Annotated in this window: 16 protein-coding genes; 5 read left to right on the top strand and 11 right to left on the bottom strand. The window is 66.3% G+C overall.

The window, feature by feature from the left end:
* The first annotated feature begins 234 nt into the window (after window positions 1–234).
* Complete coding sequence (oxlT, locus tag AC3FKH_RS10010) at window positions 235–1554, top strand: oxalate/formate MFS antiporter (protein ID WP_488675126.1); 1320 nt, start codon at window positions 235–237, stop codon at window positions 1552–1554.
* A 93-nt stretch (window positions 1555–1647) separates the two neighbouring features.
* Here the strand turns inward: oxlT and AC3FKH_RS10005 are convergent, their stop codons facing one another.
* The 7 genes from AC3FKH_RS10005 to AC3FKH_RS09975 form a co-directional block, all read right to left on the bottom strand.
* Window positions 1648–2109: a DUF2127 domain-containing protein gene (locus AC3FKH_RS10005; RefSeq protein ID WP_488675124.1), complete on the bottom strand. Its 462-nt coding sequence runs from the start codon at window positions 2107–2109 to the stop codon at window positions 1648–1650.
* Window positions 2110–2198: 89 nt separating this feature from the next.
* On the bottom strand, window positions 2199–2630 hold the full coding sequence (locus tag AC3FKH_RS10000) for a hypothetical protein (RefSeq protein WP_488675122.1): 432 nt from the start codon (window positions 2628–2630) through the stop codon (window positions 2199–2201).
* Between the two features lie 174 nt (window positions 2631–2804).
* Complete coding sequence (locus AC3FKH_RS09995; protein ID WP_488675121.1) at window positions 2805–3362, bottom strand: SRPBCC family protein; 558 nt, start codon at window positions 3360–3362, stop codon at window positions 2805–2807.
* A gap of 104 nt (window positions 3363–3466) precedes the next feature.
* Complete coding sequence (locus AC3FKH_RS09990; RefSeq protein ID WP_488675119.1) at window positions 3467–4957, bottom strand: efflux transporter outer membrane subunit; 1491 nt, start codon at window positions 4955–4957, stop codon at window positions 3467–3469.
* Window positions 4958–4968: 11 nt separating this feature from the next.
* Window positions 4969–8163, bottom strand: a complete 3195-nt coding sequence (locus AC3FKH_RS09985; RefSeq protein ID WP_488675117.1) for an efflux RND transporter permease subunit — start codon at window positions 8161–8163, stop codon at window positions 4969–4971.
* A gap of 120 nt (window positions 8164–8283) precedes the next feature.
* Window positions 8284–9516, bottom strand: coding sequence for an efflux RND transporter periplasmic adaptor subunit (locus tag AC3FKH_RS09980; RefSeq protein ID WP_488675115.1), 1233 nt, complete (start codon window positions 9514–9516; stop codon window positions 8284–8286).
* 180 nt (window positions 9517–9696) lie between these two features.
* Window positions 9697–10620, bottom strand: coding sequence for an alpha/beta hydrolase (locus AC3FKH_RS09975; protein ID WP_488675622.1), 924 nt, complete (start codon window positions 10618–10620; stop codon window positions 9697–9699).
* Between the two features lie 357 nt (window positions 10621–10977).
* Between AC3FKH_RS09975 and AC3FKH_RS09970 the strand changes: the two genes are divergently transcribed.
* The 3 genes from AC3FKH_RS09970 to AC3FKH_RS09960 all read left to right on the top strand — a co-directional run bounded on the left by AC3FKH_RS09970 (window position 10978) and on the right by AC3FKH_RS09960 (window position 12990).
* The gene (locus AC3FKH_RS09970) at window positions 10978–11919 is read left to right on the top strand and encodes a LysR family transcriptional regulator (RefSeq protein ID WP_488675113.1); all 942 of its coding nucleotides are present in this window, start codon (window positions 10978–10980) and stop codon (window positions 11917–11919) included.
* A gap of 91 nt (window positions 11920–12010) precedes the next feature.
* Complete coding sequence (locus AC3FKH_RS09965) at window positions 12011–12553, top strand: superoxide dismutase family protein (RefSeq protein ID WP_488675111.1); 543 nt, start codon at window positions 12011–12013, stop codon at window positions 12551–12553.
* 101 nt (window positions 12554–12654) lie between these two features.
* On the top strand, window positions 12655–12990 hold the full coding sequence (locus tag AC3FKH_RS09960) for a hypothetical protein (RefSeq protein WP_488675109.1): 336 nt from the start codon (window positions 12655–12657) through the stop codon (window positions 12988–12990).
* A gap of 7 nt (window positions 12991–12997) precedes the next feature.
* Here AC3FKH_RS09960 and AC3FKH_RS09955 read toward each other — a convergent pair whose 3' ends face one another.
* Entirely contained in the window at window positions 12998–14083 is a 1086-nt protein-coding gene (locus AC3FKH_RS09955; RefSeq protein ID WP_488675107.1) for a mechanosensitive ion channel family protein, read from the bottom strand.
* A 106-nt stretch (window positions 14084–14189) separates the two neighbouring features.
* Complete coding sequence (locus AC3FKH_RS09950; protein ID WP_488675105.1) at window positions 14190–14795, bottom strand: J domain-containing protein; 606 nt, start codon at window positions 14793–14795, stop codon at window positions 14190–14192.
* Between the two features lie 264 nt (window positions 14796–15059).
* On the opposite strand from AC3FKH_RS09950, the gene AC3FKH_RS09945 reads away from it, so the two are divergent.
* Window positions 15060–16028: a threo-3-hydroxy-L-aspartate ammonia-lyase gene (locus tag AC3FKH_RS09945; RefSeq protein WP_488675103.1), complete on the top strand. Its 969-nt coding sequence runs from the start codon at window positions 15060–15062 to the stop codon at window positions 16026–16028.
* 67 nt (window positions 16029–16095) lie between these two features.
* Here AC3FKH_RS09945 and phaP read toward each other — a convergent pair whose 3' ends face one another.
* Both phaP and AC3FKH_RS09935 read right to left on the bottom strand, forming a co-directional pair.
* Window positions 16096–16626, bottom strand: a complete 531-nt coding sequence (phaP, locus tag AC3FKH_RS09940; protein WP_488675101.1) for a TIGR01841 family phasin — start codon at window positions 16624–16626, stop codon at window positions 16096–16098.
* 406 nt (window positions 16627–17032) lie between these two features.
* A complete protein-coding gene (locus tag AC3FKH_RS09935) occupies window positions 17033–17296 on the bottom strand; it encodes a hypothetical protein (protein WP_488675099.1) in 264 nt (87 codons plus the stop codon).
* Window positions 17297–17314 lie beyond the last annotated feature (18 nt).

The following is a 17314-nucleotide window of genomic DNA, read 5'->3' as shown; positions in this document are numbered from 1 at the left end:
GTCGATCTGAGAAATCCATTTTTATCCATTTTCGGCAGCCGGAACATATACCGGAGAGCCAGGGTATTTTCACGTCCTGAAAATGCAGAGATACCCGAACCAATAAGCCGATGGAACAGGAGACATGAAAATGACAGCGACCCACGCCAGACCCCGGAATTCTGCCTGCCAATGCAGCCCCGCGCCATTGAACCGTCTGAATCAACTTGAATCAACCGATGCAAGGAGCGCGCAATGAATAATCCCTCGGCAGCAGCCCTGCGCCCGCAGCAGGGTTCCGAACGCACGCGCTGGATGCAGCTGTTGGTCGGCGTCGTCTGCATGATCGCCACGGCGAACATCCAGTACGCATGGACGCTGTTTGTCCCGGAGATCCAGGAGACCTATGGCTGGTCCCGCGCCAGCATCCAGATCGCCTTTACGGTGTTCGTGCTGGTCCAGACCTGGCTCGCGCCGATCGAGGGCTACTTCATCGACAAGTTCGGCCCGCGCATGATGGTCGCGTTCGGCGCGATCTTCATCGGCACGGCGTGGGTCATCAATTCACAGGCCACCACGCTGATGGGGTTCTACGTCGGCGCGGCCGTCGGCGGCCTTGGCGTGGGTTCGATCTACGCGACCTGCATCAACAATGCGCTCAAGTGGTTCCCGGATCGTCGCGGCCTCGCCGTGGGCCTGACGGCAGGCGGCTATGGCGCGGGCTCCGCGGCCACGATTCTCCCGATCGCGGCGATGATCGAGTCGTCCGGCTTCCAGCCCACCTTCCTGTTCTTCGGCATCCTGCAAGGATCGCTCGCCTTTGTCGCGGCATGGTTCCTGCGCTCGCCCAAGGCCAATGAAGTCAGGGCGTCGCAGAAGCTGGTCCAGGCCACGCGCGACTACACGCTCAAGGAAGCCATGAGCACGAAGCTGTTCTGGCTGATGCTGGTGATGTTCGTGCTGGTTGTCACCGGCGGCATGATGGCCGTCGCGCAGCTCGGCGTCATCGCGAAGGACCTCGGCGTGAAGGAGTTCAAGGTCGACCTGCATTTCTTCGTGATGGCCGCACTGCCGCTCGCGCTGATGCTGGACCGCATCATGAACGGCATTTCGCGTCCGCTGTTCGGCTGGGTCTCCGACAATATCGGCCGCGAGAAGACCATGGTCATCGCGTTCACGCTGGAGGGCCTGGGCATCATCGCGCTCGGGTACTTCGGCAGCAATCCGTATGCGTTCCTGATCCTGTCCGGCGTGGTGTTCCTGGCCTGGGGCGAGGTGTATTCGCTGTTCTCGGCGCTGGCCGGCGATGCGTTCGGCACCAAGCACATCGGCAAGATCTACGGCGTGCTCTACACGGCCAAGGGCATCGGCGCGCTGTTCGTCCCGATCGGCAACCTGCTGATGGAGGCCACCGGCACGTGGTCAACCGTGCTTTACACGGTCGCCGCCATGGACCTCACCGCCGCGTTCCTAGCCATGATGGTCCTGCGCCCGGTACTGGCGGCGCACGTGGCCACCGCAAGGGGCCTCCATTCGAAGGAGACCGCCGCAACGGGTACGCAGGTTCCGGCCTGACACGCGCGGCATCTCGGCGTCGCAATGAAAGAGCGGGCTTCTTCGGAAGCCCGCTCTTTGGTCTGGACCGGCTTGTTCCCCGGCCTTCGGCTGTCAGGATCTGACTTCGTGGCGCGCCAGTCCCTTGACGAGGTACAGCACAACCAGCAGGTTCGCCACGGTCAGGCCTGCATGTATCCAGGTCGGATGCACGAGCGCTTCGTAGAGTTCCAGGGGCAGGTAGATGCCGCCGGAAAACACGCCCAGCCAGTTTCCCCAGGCCAGCCGGTGCCACAGTCCCCACGCTTCGGCAAAGCGCATCAGCGCGTACACCGCAGCCGAGCCGCCGATGGCCCACAGGCGCGCATCGCTCGGGTGCGACAGCAAGGCCAGGAAAATCGTCGGGTAGCGGCTGGCCGGGTTGACGTGCAGCCGCATGATGATCGATTCGGCCAGCGCCTGCGCATCACGGTGGAGAAACGCTACCAGCCCCAGGCCAGCCACGATCACCAGCGCGCCTTTGGCCGCTTCGAACAGCGCAATGGTCCTGAGGCCGAATATGTCCTGCTTCGCCATGACGTGGCTCCGGGGTGGGTTGTGATCCGAGGCCCATATTGTGCAATACGGGCCGCCCCGGACACCACCGCCGTGGCCATGCGCGCGCGTCAGCGTGCGTACTCGCGCTCCTGCATCGGGCCATCCGCTTCAATGCCGCCGTTCGCTTCCAGCGGGCCATCGACGGAGATGGGCCCGTCGACATTGAGGTCGCCCTTGATCACGAGGTTGCCATGCACGGTCAGCGGCCCGTTGAAGACCTTGAGATAGCCCGCCGCATAGGGCAGCCCCCGGGCCGTGGCGGGGCCGGAGAAAAAGGCGGCGGACAGCGGGCCGCGCGCATGCACCCGTCCCGCGACGATCAGCGTGCCGTGCACAGTCACCGGCCCGCGCACATGCGCCGATCCGCCCACGGTGATCGATCCGGTTTCCTGCGGCTGGGCCCGCAACGCCGTGGCTGCACACAAGGCCAGCGCCGCCGCAAGTGCCAGACTCACAGCGCGTACCTGTGCGGCATGCATCGGAAGATGGAGGGTTTTCATTTGGCCTTTTCGGGTCACCACGTCATCACGTCACGCCGCACCGCAGACCACCAGCCAGCCCCGCAACGGAGCCGGCAATGTGATCCCTGCGGACTGCGGCCAGCCGCGGCCGACAAGGAGGGTAATTTCAACTTAGTGCGGATCCTGGCGCGGCGCAAGGCGCGTGGCGCCCGGTCAACGCGAGGCTTCCAGCTTTGCCTTGAGCCGCCTCACGGCTTCCGCCGATTCCGCCTCGATGCGCGGGCGCAGCATCAGGCGGTTGAGCAGGACAAACAGCAAGGTGGGCGACTGGTAGCTGAATTCCCGCTCGAAGCGCGTGCTTTCCTCGCTCGGCGTGAGCGAAGGCGTCAGGGCCGGGGTCAGCGTATAGGCAACCGTGCCGGCCTTGCGTCCAGCGATCTCGCCTTCGATCCGCCAGACCCGGGGCGGATCGCTCTTCGTCACGGTCCACACCACCACGCCGCTGCGTCCCGCCACCACGAAGGTCTCGGTCACGCGCTCGCCGGGGCGCAGCGAGTGATCGGTGGCACCCGCCACGCCCAGCGAAGACGGGTGCCACGCCGGCCAGTTGCCGGGCGTGGACACGTAGTTGAACACCGCCGCAGGCGGCCGCGCAATCACGACCTCATTGCGAATGCGCGTGGTGTCGGCCCATGGCAGTGGCACGAACAATGCCGCAGCGCCCGTGGCGGCTGCAATCAGAATCCAGAACAGCGTCTTGTGTCGTCGCATGGAGGCGTGAGGCCCACGCACATTCGGTTGCGTGGCGCATTGCTTTCAGTGTAGTGAACCGATTGCATCGCGCCACCCCGCCGCCTCCGGGACGACCGCCGCTGTCAGCGCGCGGAAGCCACCGCTTCGGATGCCGGAACGGGCCCCCATCCTCCGCCAAGGCTGCGCACCAGCGCCACCGTGGCCGCGGCCCGCAATCCAGCCACGGCGTTGGCGTCGCGTTGCGATTGCAGCACCGTCCGGTCGGCGTCGATGACGGTCAGGTAGTCCACCGCACCCGCGTCATAACGGCTGCGCGAAATACGCTGGGCCCGCCTCGCGCCAGCCAGTGCGCCGTCGAGCGCGGTGGATTGCTGGCTGAGCCAGCGGACATCGGCCAGGCTGTCCTCGACTTCACGGAAGGCCACCAGCACGGTCTGCCGGTAGCGCGCGACGCTTTCCTCATGCCCGGCACGCGCGCCGGCCAGGTTCGCGCTGTTGCGGCCACCGTCAAACACCGTTTGCGCGATCGTCGAGCCCACGAGCGGTCCGAGTGCCCACGTGCGCGACGACCACTTGAACAGGTTCGACAGGTCCGCCGATTCGAAGCCGAACAGCGCCGTCAGCGAAATGCGCGGGAAGAACGCCGCCTTCGCGATGCCGATGCGGGCATTGGCCGCCGACATCTGCCGTTCCGCCGCCGCGATATCGGGACGGCGTTCGAGCAGTTCCGACGGCAGGCCCGCGGGCACCGCCACCGGTGCGGTGTCGAACGGCTTCGCGGCCAGGCCGAACTGCGACGGCGACACGCCGGTCAGCACGGCCAGCGCATGCTCCTGGTTGGCGCGGCGGCGCTCGATGCCGGCCAGATCGGCGCGCGCCGTGCCGAGTTCGGCTTCGGCGCGGGCCGGGTCCAGGTCCGTCGTCTCGCCCGCCTGGTAGCGTTTGCGCAGCAACGACAGCGCATCTTCACGCAACTGGATCGTAGCGTTGAGCAGTTCGCGTTCGCTGTCGAGCGTACGCAGCGCGAAATACGCCTGCGCCGTATCGGCCTGCAGCGCGAGCTGCACCGAGCGATACAGGTCCTCGGCGCCCTGCTCTTCGGCGCGCGCCGCGTTGACGCTGCTGGCCACGCGGCCAAACAGGTCCAGCTCGTAGCTGGCAAATGCACGGGCCTTGAGCACGGTCTGCGGTGCGACGCGGGTGCCGTCCGGCAGCCCCTGCGATGCCGCCGACGGCTGCGCGCGGGTCGGGTCCAGGCCGACGCTCAGTTGCGGATACAAGTCCGCTTCCGTGGCGCCGGTGAACGCGCGTGCCTGCTTGAGCCGCGCCGCCGCGGCGGCGAGATCCTGGTTATAGGTGTTGGCCGCTTCAATCAGCCGGTCCAGTTCGGCATCGCCGAAGATCTTCCACCAGTCGCCGCGATGCTGGCCTTCGGCCGGCGCCGCGGTCTTCCATTGCGCGCCTTCGGCGGCCGCGGCATCGGCCTCCTTGAAGGTCGCGGCGGTGGGCGTCTCCGGCACCTTGTAGGTCGGGGCCAGCGAGCAGCCCGCCAGCACCAGCGCTGCGGCCAGTGTTGCCAACCTTGGCAGGTATTGCGTCATCACGTTGTTCATATCGATCCCCATCACTCTGCGGACGGCACGGCGTGCGAGGCCGATCCATGGTTGGCCAGGGCTGCCTCGCGGCGCTGCTTGCGCGTCGCCAGCAGGCGCAGCGCCACATAGAACACCGGCGTCAGGAACAGACCGAAGAAGGTCACGCCGAGCATGCCGGCGAACACCGCCACGCCCATCGCATGGCGCATCTCCGCCCCGGCGCCGGTCGATACCACCAACGGCACCACACCCATGATGAACGCGAACGAGGTCATCAGGATCGGGCGCAGGCGCAGGCGGCTGGCTTCGATCGCGGCCTGCACCACGGTGCGGCCGTGGTGCTCCAGCTCGCGGGCGAACTCCACGATCAGGATCGCGTTTTTCGCCGACAACCCGACCAGCACGATGAAGCCGATCTGCGTGAAGATGTTGTTGTCCCCCCGCGTCAGCCACACGCCCGTCATGGCGGCCAGCAGGCTCATCGGCACAATCAGGATCACCGCCAGCGGCAGCGTCAGGCTTTCATACTGGGCGGCCAGCACCAGGAACACCAGCAGCACGCACAGCGGGAAGATCCACACGCCCGCGTTGCCGGCCAGGATGTCCTGGTAGGTCAGCTCGGTCCACTCGAAGCCGATGCCCTTCGGCAGCGTCTCGGCGGCAATCCGCTCCGCCGCGGCCTGCGCCTGGCCCGACGAGAAGCCCGGGGCCGGGCCACCGTTCATGTCGGCGGCGGTAAAGCCGTTGTAGCGGCTCACGCTGTCCGGGCCGAAGCCCTGCTTCACCTTGACCAGCGACGACAGCGGCACCATCTCGCCACTCGTGCTGCGCGCCTTGAGCTGCAGGATGTCCTCGGCATGCTGGCGGAACTGCGCGTCCGCCTGCACCTTGACCTGGTAGGTGCGGCCGAACTTGTTGAAGTCGTTCACGTAGGCCGAGCCGAGATAGGTCTGCAGCGTCTCGAACACGTCGGTGACCGGCACGCCAAGCTGCTTGGCCTTGGTGCGGTCGAGCTGGACGTCGAGCTGCGGCACATTGACCTGGTAGTTGCTGAAGATGCCGGCCAGCTCGGGCGTGGCGCGTGCCTTGCCCATGAAGGCATTGGTGGCCTCGAACAAGGCGTCATAGCCCAGTGCGGCACGGTCCTCGATCATCATCTTGAAGCCGCCGATCGTGCCCAGCCCCTGCACCGGCGGCGGCGGGAACACGGCGATAAACGCGTCCTGGATCGAGCCGTACTGCTTGTTCAGGTCGGCGGCAATCGCACCGCCGGACAGCTCCTTGCCCTTGCGCTTCTCGAACGGGTCCAGCGTGACAAAGACGATGCCGGCGCTGGGGCTGTTGGTGAAGCCATTGATCGACAGGCCCGGGAACGCCACCGCCGATTCCACGCCCGGATGCTTGAGCGCGATGTCCGACATGCGGCGGATCACATCCTCGGTCCGGTCCAGCGTGGCGCCATCCGGCAGCTTGGCGAAGCTGACCAGGTACTGCTTGTCCTGCGCCGGCACGAAGCCCTTCGGCACCATCTGGAACACCCCCCAGGTGGCCACCAGCATCACCGCATACACGCCGAAGACCGAGCCCCTGCGGCGGATCACGCCCTTCACGCCGCGGCCATAGCTGTCGGAGCTGCGGCCGAAGAAGCGGTTGAAGCGCGCGAAGAAGCCACCGAACACCTTGTCCATGCCGCGCGTGAGCCAGTCCTTGGGCGCATCGTGGCCCCGCAGCAGCAGCGCGGACAGTGCCGGCGACAGCGTCAGCGAGTTGAAGGCCGAGATGATCGTCGAGATCGAGATCGTCAGCGCGAACTGCTTGTAGAACTGGCCGGTCAGGCCGGTCATGAAGGCCAGCGGCACGAACACGGCGATCAGCGTCAGCGCGATGGCGATGATCGGGCCGCTGACTTCGCGCATGGCCTTGTACGTTGCCTCTTTCGGCGACAGTCCTTCCTCGATGTTCCGCTCGACGTTCTCCACGACCACGATCGCGTCGTCGACCACGATACCGATCGCCAGCACCAGCCCGAACAGGCTCAGCGCGTTGATCGAGAAGCCGAATGCATGCATCAGGCCGAACGTGCCGACGATCGACACCGGTACCGCCAGCAGCGGGATGATCGATGCGCGCCACGTTTGCAGGAACAGGATCACCACCAGCACCACGAGCAGGATGGCCTCGAACAGCGTATGGACCACTGCCTCGATACTGTGGCGCACGAACTGCGTCGGGTCATAGACGATGCTGTAGTCCACGCCTTCCGGCATGTTTTGCTTCAGCTCTTCCATGGTCTTGCGCACATCGTTCGAGATCTGGATCGCGTTCGAACCGGGGGCCTGGAAGATCGGGATCGCGACCGCGGACTTGTTGTCCAGCAGCGAACGCAGCGCGTACTCCGAGGCGCCGAGTTCGATGCGAGCGATGTCCTTCAGGTACGTCACCACGCCATCGGGCGAAGTCTTGACGATGATGTCGCCAAACTCCTCCACGGTCTGCAGGCGGCCCTGCGCGTTCACCGACAGTTGCAGGTCGGTGCCGGGCAGCGTCGGCGACTGACCGATCACGCCGGCCGCCACCTGCACGTTCTGTTCGCGAATGGCCTTGACCACGTCCGACGCCGACAGGTTGCGCTCGGCGATCTTCTCCGGGTTCAGCCAGACGCGCATCGAGTAGTCGCCCGAGCCGAACATCTGCACCTGGCCCACGCCCTGGATCCGCGCCAGGCGGTCCTTCACGTTGATCAGCGCGTAGTTGCGCAGGTAGGTCATGTCGTAGCGGTCGTTCGGCGAGACCAGGTGGACCACCATGGTCAGGTCCGGCGAACTCTTGACCGTGGTGATGCCCAGGCGGCGCACGTCTTCCGGCAGGCGCGGCTCGGCCTGCGACACGCGGTTCTGCACGAGCTGCTGCGCCTTGTCCGGGTCGGTGCCCAGCTTGAAGGTCACGGTCAGCGTGAGCGAGCCGTCGCTGTTGGCCTGCGAGTTCATATACAGCATGTCCTCGACGCCGTTGATCTGCTCTTCGAGCGGCGTGGCCACCGTTTCGGCGATCACCTTCGGGTTGGCGCCCGGGAACTGCGCGCGCACCACGACCGAGGGCGGCACCACTTCCGGGTACTCCGAAATCGGCAGCTTGAACATCGAGATGGCGCCGATCAGGAAGATCAGCACCGACAACACGCCCGCGAAGATGGGGCGGTCGATAAAGAATTTCGAGAGATTCATCTTGGTTCTCGGCCTGTTTTGGGCAAGAAGCCCCCCTGGCGGCCCGTCGTGGCGGGCGCCATGCACATCAGGGGAAGCGAATGCGAGGGACTGTTTGTAGCGGGGGACTTCCCGGCCTGCTTAGCTCACTGGCTTGCCTTCTGCCTCGGCGGACGCCTGCTTGCGATCAGGCGCGGAAGGACGTGGCTCCAGCTCGCTGCGGAAGGCCATCGACACCGGCTTCGGCGCCACCGTATCGCCCGGGCGCACACGCTGCAGGCCGTTCACGACGACGCTCTCGCCAGGCTTCAGGCCCTTGCGGATCACGCGCAGCCCTTCATAGGTCGGCCCGAGGTCCACCTCGCGATACGTCAGCTTGTTGGCCTGGTCGAGCACCAGCACGAACTTCTTGCCCTGGTCGGTGCCGATGGCGCGGTCGTTGATCAGCACGGCATCGTGCGGGGCGCCGCCACCCAGCTTGACCTTCGCATACAGTCCCGGCAGCAGGCGGCCATCCTCGTTGTCGAACACGGCACGTACGCGGATGGTGCCGCTGCGCGTATCGAGCCGGTTGTCGACCGAATGGATCTTGCCCTCATGCGGATTGCCGTCCTCGTTGGCCAGCCCCAGGAATACCGGCAGGCCATTCTTTCCGCCGCCGGCGCCGGGCGCGGTGTAGCGCAGGTAGCTTTGCTCGTCCACTTCGAAGCTGGCGTAGACCGGCGACACCGATACCACCGTGGTCAGCGGCGGCGACGCGGTGCCGGCCGCCACGAGGTTGCCGACCGTGATTTCCGCGCGCGAGACCTTGCCCGTGACCGGCGCCACGATGCGCGTATAGCTCAGGTTCAGCCTCGCCACTTCCAGCGCCGCCTGCGCGCCGCGCACGTCGGCCGAGGTTTCGCTGGCCGCGTTGATGCGCTCGTCGAACTCGCGCCGCGAGATCGCATTGTCGTCGAGCAGGCGCTGGGCGCGGGCCTTTTCCGTCTGCGCGTGCGACGCGCGCACCTGGGCCGCCGCGACCGCGGCTTCGGCCTTGGCCACTTCGGCGGCATAAGGACGCGGGTCGATGGTGAACAGCGGGTCGCCCTTCTTCACGATCGAGCCTTCGCGGAAATGCACGGTTTCGATCGTGCCCGAGACGCGCGGACGAATCTCCACGCGGTCAACCGCTTCGATGCGGCCGGAGAACTCGTCCCATTCGGTAATGGTCTTGCCGACCACGCTGGCCACTTCGATGGTCGGGGCCGGCGGCGGCGTATTGGCATGCGCCTCGCCGCCATGCCACGGCCGCAGCATGGAGGTGGCGACGCCGGCGCCGAGGACGATCACGATCGCCATCGCGATCCACGTGCGTCGATTCTGGATACTCATTTTTCTTCACTCCTGTTGCGGGTTTTCTTCAACTGGGAAAGCAAAAGCGCGAACGCCGCCCACCGGGCCGCAACATTGCGGTCCGGAGCTTGTCGGACAGATCAGCAAATCTGTTTGCCGGATGCCGCGCAGTTTGTGCTCGCGGCATCGGTACCGGCTGGCGGTGTTACCCGGAAGGCCTCAGCCGGGAGGCTCGTTCCGGGTCCGGCTTTCGCGCCGGGATGAGGTGTCGTCGGCCGCGGCCAGACATCGCCGCAGGAACCGCGCACCTTCGTCGACCCACGACTGACAATCCTCGTGGGACTCTTCTACCCCGTCGCCACAGGCGCCGGGCATGATCATGGCCTCGGCCGGTACGCCGGCCTTGGCAAGGCGCCCCGCGAAGGCTTCGCCTTCGGCGCGCAGCGCATCGACTTCGGCCACCTGCACCAGCGTGCGCGGCAGCCCTGCCAGGCGCGAGGCCAGCGCCGGCGCGGCATACGGATGCACGCTGGCGGCCGGCGTCGGCAGGTATTCGCGATAATTGCAGGCCAGCCGCTGCAGGGTTTCCAGCGGCACCTGCCCGCCAGCCGTGCACGACGCGTGCTGCAGGCACGGGTCCGTCACGGGGCGGATCAACCATTGGCCCCGCGGCTGCGCGGCGCAGCGGTCGCGCAGCATCTGCGACAGCGCGATCGCCAGGTTGCCGCCGGCTTCCTCGCCGACCAGCGCGAAGCGCGTCTTGTCCACCTTCAGCCGGCGCGCGTAGCGCAGTACCCATTCCACGGTGCTGAACGCGTCCTCGGGCGCGGCCGGAAACGGATGATCAGGCGCGAGCGAATACGCCGGCGTCACCACCACCGCGGGCACCGATGCCGCCAGCGACTGCACCAGCTGCCGGGTCTTCTCCAGGCCGCCGTCCACAAACCCGCCGGCGTGCAGGTACACCAGCCACGGCAGCAACGCGCTGCCTTCGGCGGCCAGCCCCGGATAGCCGGGGGGGTAGCAGACGCACACCGAGATCTCGCGCTCGCCACTGGCGATCCTGTGTTCCACGACGCGCGCCGACCCGTTGCCTTGAGCCGGCGGGGCGGCGGGTGAACGTTGGCTGGGCGACTGGGACATGGGCACCTTGGCGGGCGTGCCGAAATCCATTGGCACGCCTATCATGTGTTGCGATGGAACGGATTATGGTGATTGACGCCGATGGGATAAAGCGAGAGATTGCCAACGCACTGTTCCGTGTTTGGAATAATCGGCCCGCCGAGACCCCACGCATGACAAGGTCTTGGAAAATGTGATTCACTCCCGCTCTCGCGGTTGCGCCCCCCTGTCGAGCGCAGCCGGCCAGCGCCCCAGTCGCAGGCGCCGGGCAGCCAGTCACACCGCCTGACGCGCCTATCCCCGGCAGCCAGCCCGCATAGCGTCAGTCAGGTCGCCCCGTTCGGCGAGCCCTCAGGAAACATTGGTCGGAAGCACATCATGGATCGTCTCGTTTCAATGCAGGCCTTCACCCGGGTGGTCGACATGGGCAGCTTCGCGCGTGCCGCTGATTCGCTCGACCTGCCCAAGGCCACCCTCACCCGCCTGATCCAGAACCTGGAAACCCATCTGGGGGTCAAGCTGCTGCACCGGACCACGCGGCGCATCAGCGTGACCAGCGACGGCGCGGCGTACTATGAGCGCTGCGTGCGTATCCTGGCCGATGTGGAAGAGGCCGAGCAGTCGCTGACGCGCCATAACAAATCGCCCAAGGGCACGCTGTCGGTCGACACCACCGCCGCGCTGGCCCGGCTCGCGCTGATCCCGAACCTGCAGGAGTTCTTCACGAGCTATCCGGAACTGAAGCTGGACCTGACCATCAACGGCAAGCCGATCGACCTGCTGCAGGAAGGCGTCGACGTGGTGCTGCGCGTGGGAGCGGTGGACGAATCGATGGTGGCGCGCCGTGTCGGCCAGCTCAAGCTGGCGTTCTACGCATCGCCGATCTACCTGAACCGCTTCGGCACCCCGCACGAACTCGCCGACCTGGCCCAGCACAAGGCCGTGAACCACCTGTCCAACCGCACCGGGCGCGAATGGCCATGGCAGCTCACGCGCGGCGGCGAAAGCACCGAGATCCTGCTGCCCTCCGCGATCTCGACCAATGACGGCGAGATCTATGTCGAGTGCGCGGTGGCCGGCCACGGGCTGGCCTGCCTGTCGCGCGTCATGGCGGAACCCTACGTGGCCAGTGGCCGCCTGGTCGAGGTCATGACCGACTGGCAGACCGAGGAGCTGCCGATCTCCGCGATGTACCCCCAGAACCGCCACCTGTCGGCCAAGGTACGGGTCTTCGTCAACTGGGTCGCGGACATCTTCGCACGGCATCCGCATTTTGGCGCCGCGCCGCAGCAAAGCCCGGTCTCGCAGCTGGCCGCATAAGACCGTCCGATAGGCCGCTCAACGGGCGCCCGTGCGCAGGCGTCGCATCCTATACTGTTTCTTCCGCAATAACGTCAAAGGGAGGGTTCCGATGAAACGCGCACTTTTCGGCCTGGCGGCCACGGCAGCGGTAGCGATGACGCTGGCGGGCTGCGCCGGTACGGGGATGACGGGCAGTGGCGGCGGTGCCAAGGCCACCGCGGCGCTCACGCCGAAGAGCGGCACCAGCACCGGCGGCACGGTCACCTTCACCCAGCAGTCCGGCGGCGTGATGATGGTGGCGTCGGTCACCGGCCTGCCGCCCAACACCACGCATGGCTTCCACGTGCACGAAAAGGGCGACTGCTCGGCGCCCGACGCGATGAGCGCCGGTGGGCATTTCAATCCGGCTGGCAAGCAGCACGGGCAGATGACCATGCCGGACCACCATGCCGGCGACATGAACAACCTGACGGCCGACGCGAACGGCAATGCGCGCGCGAGTTTCCTGCTGCCTGACCTGACCGTGGGCGCTGGCCCGAACAGCGTCATCGGCCGCGCCGTGGTCGTGCACAAGGACCCGGATGACTACAAGACCCAGCCGACCGGAAATGCAGGTGGACGCATTGCTTGTGGGGTAGTGGCGGCGTCCTGAGCCTGGACGACCCACTGCATGGGCCGGCGCATCGCTGATTCCGCCATCGCGCCGGCCGCCCGTTTGGCCTTACCATAGCGGGCCGTTCCCGATTCCCTGTCATGCCCCGCCCGCTCCGCCACCTCCTGCTTTGCCTCGCTGCCTGCGGCCTTGCGCTTGCCGGCAACGCGTACGCCACGGACATCGACTGCGATCCGGCGGCTGCCGCGGCAAGCCAGATGCCGTCGCACCGCCTGATCTGCGAATCCGCGCTGTTTTCCATGGGTTATCAGCGCATCTATGCCGACCAGCAGCGCATGCTCAAGGCGGGGCAAGTGAGCGAAACGGATATCACCGCATTCCGTGCGAAGCGCGATGGCTGCAAGTCGGCCGCGTGCCTGGACACGGTGTTCCGGGAATGGAAGGCAAACGCCGCCAACGCGAGCCGCAAACCCTGACGTATGCTCAGGCCTCACTGAAGGCGCGAGCCGGCATGGCGGCCTGCGCCTCGGCATCGCGCTCGAAGCGCAGCCGCGGCAGGTGCTCGGGGAACTCGCGCTGCATGAAGTCGATCAGCGCTTCGCGGATGCGGCAGCGCAGGTCCCACGCCAGCCCCGACGACGCCGCGGTGCACAGCACGCGTAGCTGCATGGTGCGCTCGGTGGCGTCGGTAACGACCAGGTTGAAGAAGCGCTGGTCCCACTCCGGCGCGGCGTGCACGACGCGCTCCAGTTCCTGGCGCAGCGGTGCCAGCGGCATGCCGTAGTCGACGTGGAAAAAGACCGAGCCCATGATCTGCGCGCTGTTGCGCGTCCAGTTCTGGAATGGCTTCTCGATGAAGTACTGCAGCGGGACGATGAGCCGGCGCTCGTCCCACAGCCGCATGACGACGTATGTCCCCGTGATTTCCTCGACGCGGCCCCACTCGCCTTCGACGATCAGCACGTCATCGAGCCGGATCGGCTGCGTCAGCGCGAGTTGCAGCCCCGCGATCATATTGCTGAACACGGGCTTGGCCGCGAAGCCCGCGATCAGCCCGACCACACCGGCTGAAGCAAGCAGACTGGCCCCGACCTGCCTCGCCCCAGGGAAGGTCATCAGCAGCATGGCCGCACCCATGACGATGGCAAGCGTCATCGCAATGCGCGACAGCACGCGTGTCTGCGTGTGGATGCGCCGCGCGCCCATGTTGTCCACGACATCGACCGGGTGCCGGTCCATCACGCCCTGCGCGAAGCCGGCGATGATGCGGACCACCAGCCATGTCGTCGCCGCGATCATCAACAGGCCATTGAGATGGCGCACGGTGTCGATCCAGCGCAGCTCGTCCGGCGCCGCCTGCCACACGGTCTGCAAGGCCAGCAACGGCAGCACGACGATCGACGGCGCGCGCGCTTTCCTGACGATCGCGTGCAGCACGGGCGCCGGACGGGTCAGGCGCAACAGCAGCAGGCCGCCCAGGCGATGCACGATCAGCGCGACGAACACAGCGGCCACGGCGGCGGCCCATGTGCCAAACCAGGGGTGTGCGAGGAGGAATCCAATATCCATCGGTCATCCTTGAACAGGCTGGGAAATGCGCCGAGAAATGCGCGGAGAAATGCGTGAGAAGCGTCCCGAACGCTGTTCGGGAGGGCTGGCGGCCGCCAGCCCGGCGCTAGGAGCGAATACCGAACAAGCCCTGCCAGAACGACTCGAACGCGCCCGGTTGACGATCGCTTCGCCTGGCGTCTTCAGGCTGTGGCGCCTCGGCGGCCGGTTCCTCCGGAGCCATCTCCGGCTCGTCAGCGTCCGCGGCCTGCGCATGCGCGCGGCGCGACTCCTGCAAGGCCCATACGCTGTCCGCGATACGCGCGGCAAGCTCGGCCTCGCAATCCTGCCCAAGCAGCACGCCGAAGAGGACATCGCGGTTGTGGCCCGCGCCGGCAAAGCGCATGGCCATCGCGACCATCTTCTCGTAATGCTCCTGCGCGATACGCTGGGCTTCGCGCTGCGCCGCCTGCTCCTGCGCTTCCTGCTCCGCGTGCTCGGCCTGCCAGCGGCGCATCTCTTGCGCGAACACATCGTCGTAGACGCGCCGTTGCTCCGCGTCGGAAAGGATGGCGTAGGCGTCGCGGAGTTCCTGGAAGGCCGCATGCGCCTCGGCCTCGCGGCCAGGATTGCGGTCAGGGTGCCACTTCATGGCGCCACGGCGGTAGGCGCGCTTGATCTCGTCCAGGGTAGCGTCCGATTCGACGCCGAGGGTTGCGTACAGGGTGGTCATTGGCCGAGGGGGGCGGCGGCTGCGGAAGGGTTCATCCTAGCATGCGATATCGCGGATACCCGCGCCACAAGGGCGCATCCACACCGATGCAGCGAATAAACTGCCTCAGGCGCTACTTCGGGTCGTGGCAGCGCATCCCAAGTGACGCCAATCCCGCCATTCTTGACGGTTATTCCAATACTAGACATACTGTTTAACTCCAATCTGCGCAGCGCCACACTGCCCACTCGCTCCATCCCCGCTACCCGCTGAACGGACCCTCCCATGACCACACTGGATCTCCCCACCTACGCCGACGTCGAGGCCGCGGCCAAACGGCTGGAAGGCGTCGCGCATCGCACGCCGGTCAATACCTCGCGCACGCTCGATGAGAGGCTTGGCGCCCAGGTATTCATCAAGTGCGAGAACTTCCAGCGCATGGGCGCCTTCAAGTTCCGCGGCGCCTACAACGCCCTGTCGAAATTCGGCCCCGAACAGCGCCGCGCGGGCGTGGTCGCGTTTTCGTCGGGCAACCATGCGCAGGGCATCGCGCTGTCGGCCCGATTGCTGGGCATTCCCGCGACGATCGTGATGCCGCACGATGCGCCCGCGGCCAAGGTGGCGGCCACCAGGGGCTACGGCGCCAACGTCGTGAGCTACGACCGCTACACCGAAGACCGCGAGGCCATCGGGCGCCGCCTGGCCGACGCGCACGGCTTCACGCTGATTCCGCCGTACGACCATCCGGACGTCCTGGCCGGACAAGGCACCGCGGCACGCGAACTGTTCGAGGAAGTCGGCGCGCTGGACGCGCTGTTCTGCCCTCTGGGCGGCGGCGGCCTGCTCTCCGGCACGGCGCTGACGACGCGCGCGCTGGCGCCGCAATGCAAGCTCTATGGCGTGGAGCCCGAAGCGGGCAATGATGGCCAGCAATCGTTCCGCAGTGGTTCGATCGTGCATATCGACACGCCGAAGACGATTGCCGATGGCGCGCAGACCCAGCACCTGGGCGAGTACACCTTCGCCATCATCAAGCGCGATGTGGACGATATCCTGACCGCGACCGATGCCCAACTGGTCGAGGTGATGAAGTTCTATGCGTCGCGCATGAAGATGATCGTCGAGCCCACGGGCTGCCTGGGCCTGGCCGCGGCCTTGCAGCAGACGGATGCGCTCAGGGGCAAGCGGGTAGGCATCCTGATCAGCGGCGGCAATATCGACCTCGAGCGCTTCTGCGAACTGGTGTCCGCGTAAATGCTGCAGGCCGGTGCGATCCGGCCTGGCGTCATGGACTGGCGAGCGCCAGTCCGTTTGCCTGGAGTCAGGCCTTGCTGGAGGCGCCCCGGGTTGCCGCGGCCGCAAGATTGTTGCGTGCCACGTCGGTCATCTGCTTCGAGATGGCCTGGGCCGAACGATAGGTGTTGCCGGCGGCGTCAACCGTCGACTGCAGCAGCGCGGAGATCGCTTCCGATCCGGCCGGTGCGTTCTTCACGAAGGTGTCGACGAAGGCCTGCAGGTTGCGGTGATTCTGTTCGTATTGCTCTTCCACCGCGCGGGCCAGTTCGGCCTGCGCCTGCGTGGCGATCTCGCAAACCTGGCGCGCATAGGTGATAGCCTTCTCGGCCGCCGGCTGGGCCACGCCGCTCTGCACGGCAAGCACGTCCCTCAGGTCTTTGCCGGCCAGCACGGCCTTCAGGTTCTCCTGGCCTTCGGTCAGCGCCGTTCTGGCGGTCTGCAGGTTCAGTTCAGTGAGTTTCTGGAAGCCGTCGATGGTCGACTTGGACATCATGGCCAGATTGGCCAGGTTGGTCTTGTGGAGTGCCGCAAACTGATCGGGCGTGAAGGCGGACATGCGTGGTTCTCCTTGAGAGCGACCGGCCAGAAAGGCGCCATGTGCCGCCATGGCGTTCTGACCGAAGTTGGATTTCCTCGACCACGGCGCGTCGGTCAGAGGCGCGCCGCATCGAGGAGGGAGAGATTAGAGGAATCTCTCTAAGTTGATCCCTAGGTAGTTACCCAGTACCGGTCGATTTTGAAGACGTTTTGTGCCGCGTACGTCATGTATCAAACATTTTCTTACGAAAATTTGTGCGATGCGAGACGCCAGCGTCGCTCGGTCACCACAGGGAAAACCCTCTGATCCTGCATTGACCTGCTGCAACTGCGTAACGGCGGCTCAACACGGCCGCCCCGGCCGCGGAAGAGGACGCCGGTGGCTGGCAGAACGGCAGAGAGCCGTCGCGCTGCTGCGCCGGACTTCAGATCTGGTCGAGCAGGCTGCGCACGACATCGGCGAGCCGGCCGGCCCGCTGACGCCCGTTGGCGTCAAGGTCCATCGCGCAACCACCGGCCAGCGCCTTGAGTCCGAACAGCGCATCGCCGACGTCGCGCCAGCCCGGATAGTCGGCATGCACGCGCTCCAGCGCGGCGGCGCCGGCAGCGACCCTGGCCGGCACCGGTTGCCTCCCCGCGGCGAGTTCGTCGAGGGAGTCGGCGGCATCCTGCAAGCCCTTGCGGTTCATCTGCGTCCCCAGAAAATG

This window comes from Cupriavidus sp. 21MJTG02-4 (genome assembly GCF_057798975.1).
Note: the sequence above shows the minus strand (reverse complement) of the source record. Positions and strands in the feature narration are given on the sequence as shown.

Bases quoted from the DNA above. Each gene is read 5' to 3' on its own strand.
- oxlT (WP_488675126.1), top strand. From the start codon at position 235: ATGAATAATCCCTCGGCAGCAGCCCTGCGCCCGCAGCAGGGTTCCGAA.
- AC3FKH_RS10005 (WP_488675124.1), bottom strand. From the start codon at position 2,109: ATGGCGAAGCAGGACATATTCGGCCTCAGGACCATTGCGCTGTTCGAA.
- AC3FKH_RS10000 (WP_488675122.1), bottom strand. From the start codon at position 2,630: ATGAAAACCCTCCATCTTCCGATGCATGCCGCACAGGTACGCGCTGTG.
- AC3FKH_RS09995 (WP_488675121.1), bottom strand. From the start codon at position 3,362: ATGCGACGACACAAGACGCTGTTCTGGATTCTGATTGCAGCCGCCACG.
- AC3FKH_RS09990 (WP_488675119.1), bottom strand. From the start codon at position 4,957: ATGAACAACGTGATGACGCAATACCTGCCAAGGTTGGCAACACTGGCC.
- AC3FKH_RS09985 (WP_488675117.1), bottom strand. From the start codon at position 8,163: ATGAATCTCTCGAAATTCTTTATCGACCGCCCCATCTTCGCGGGCGTG.
- AC3FKH_RS09980 (WP_488675115.1), bottom strand. From the start codon at position 9,516: ATGAGTATCCAGAATCGACGCACGTGGATCGCGATGGCGATCGTGATC.
- AC3FKH_RS09975 (WP_488675622.1), bottom strand. From the start codon at position 10,620: ATGTCCCAGTCGCCCAGCCAACGTTCACCCGCCGCCCCGCCGGCTCAA.
- AC3FKH_RS09970 (WP_488675113.1), top strand. From the start codon at position 10,978: ATGGATCGTCTCGTTTCAATGCAGGCCTTCACCCGGGTGGTCGACATG.
- AC3FKH_RS09965 (WP_488675111.1), top strand. From the start codon at position 12,011: ATGAAACGCGCACTTTTCGGCCTGGCGGCCACGGCAGCGGTAGCGATG.
- AC3FKH_RS09960 (WP_488675109.1), top strand. From the start codon at position 12,655: ATGCCCCGCCCGCTCCGCCACCTCCTGCTTTGCCTCGCTGCCTGCGGC.
- AC3FKH_RS09955 (WP_488675107.1), bottom strand. From the start codon at position 14,083: ATGGATATTGGATTCCTCCTCGCACACCCCTGGTTTGGCACATGGGCC.
- AC3FKH_RS09950 (WP_488675105.1), bottom strand. From the start codon at position 14,795: ATGACCACCCTGTACGCAACCCTCGGCGTCGAATCGGACGCTACCCTG.
- AC3FKH_RS09945 (WP_488675103.1), top strand. From the start codon at position 15,060: ATGACCACACTGGATCTCCCCACCTACGCCGACGTCGAGGCCGCGGCC.
- phaP (WP_488675101.1), bottom strand. From the start codon at position 16,626: ATGTCCGCCTTCACGCCCGATCAGTTTGCGGCACTCCACAAGACCAAC.
- AC3FKH_RS09935 (WP_488675099.1), bottom strand. From the start codon at position 17,296: ATGAACCGCAAGGGCTTGCAGGATGCCGCCGACTCCCTCGACGAACTC.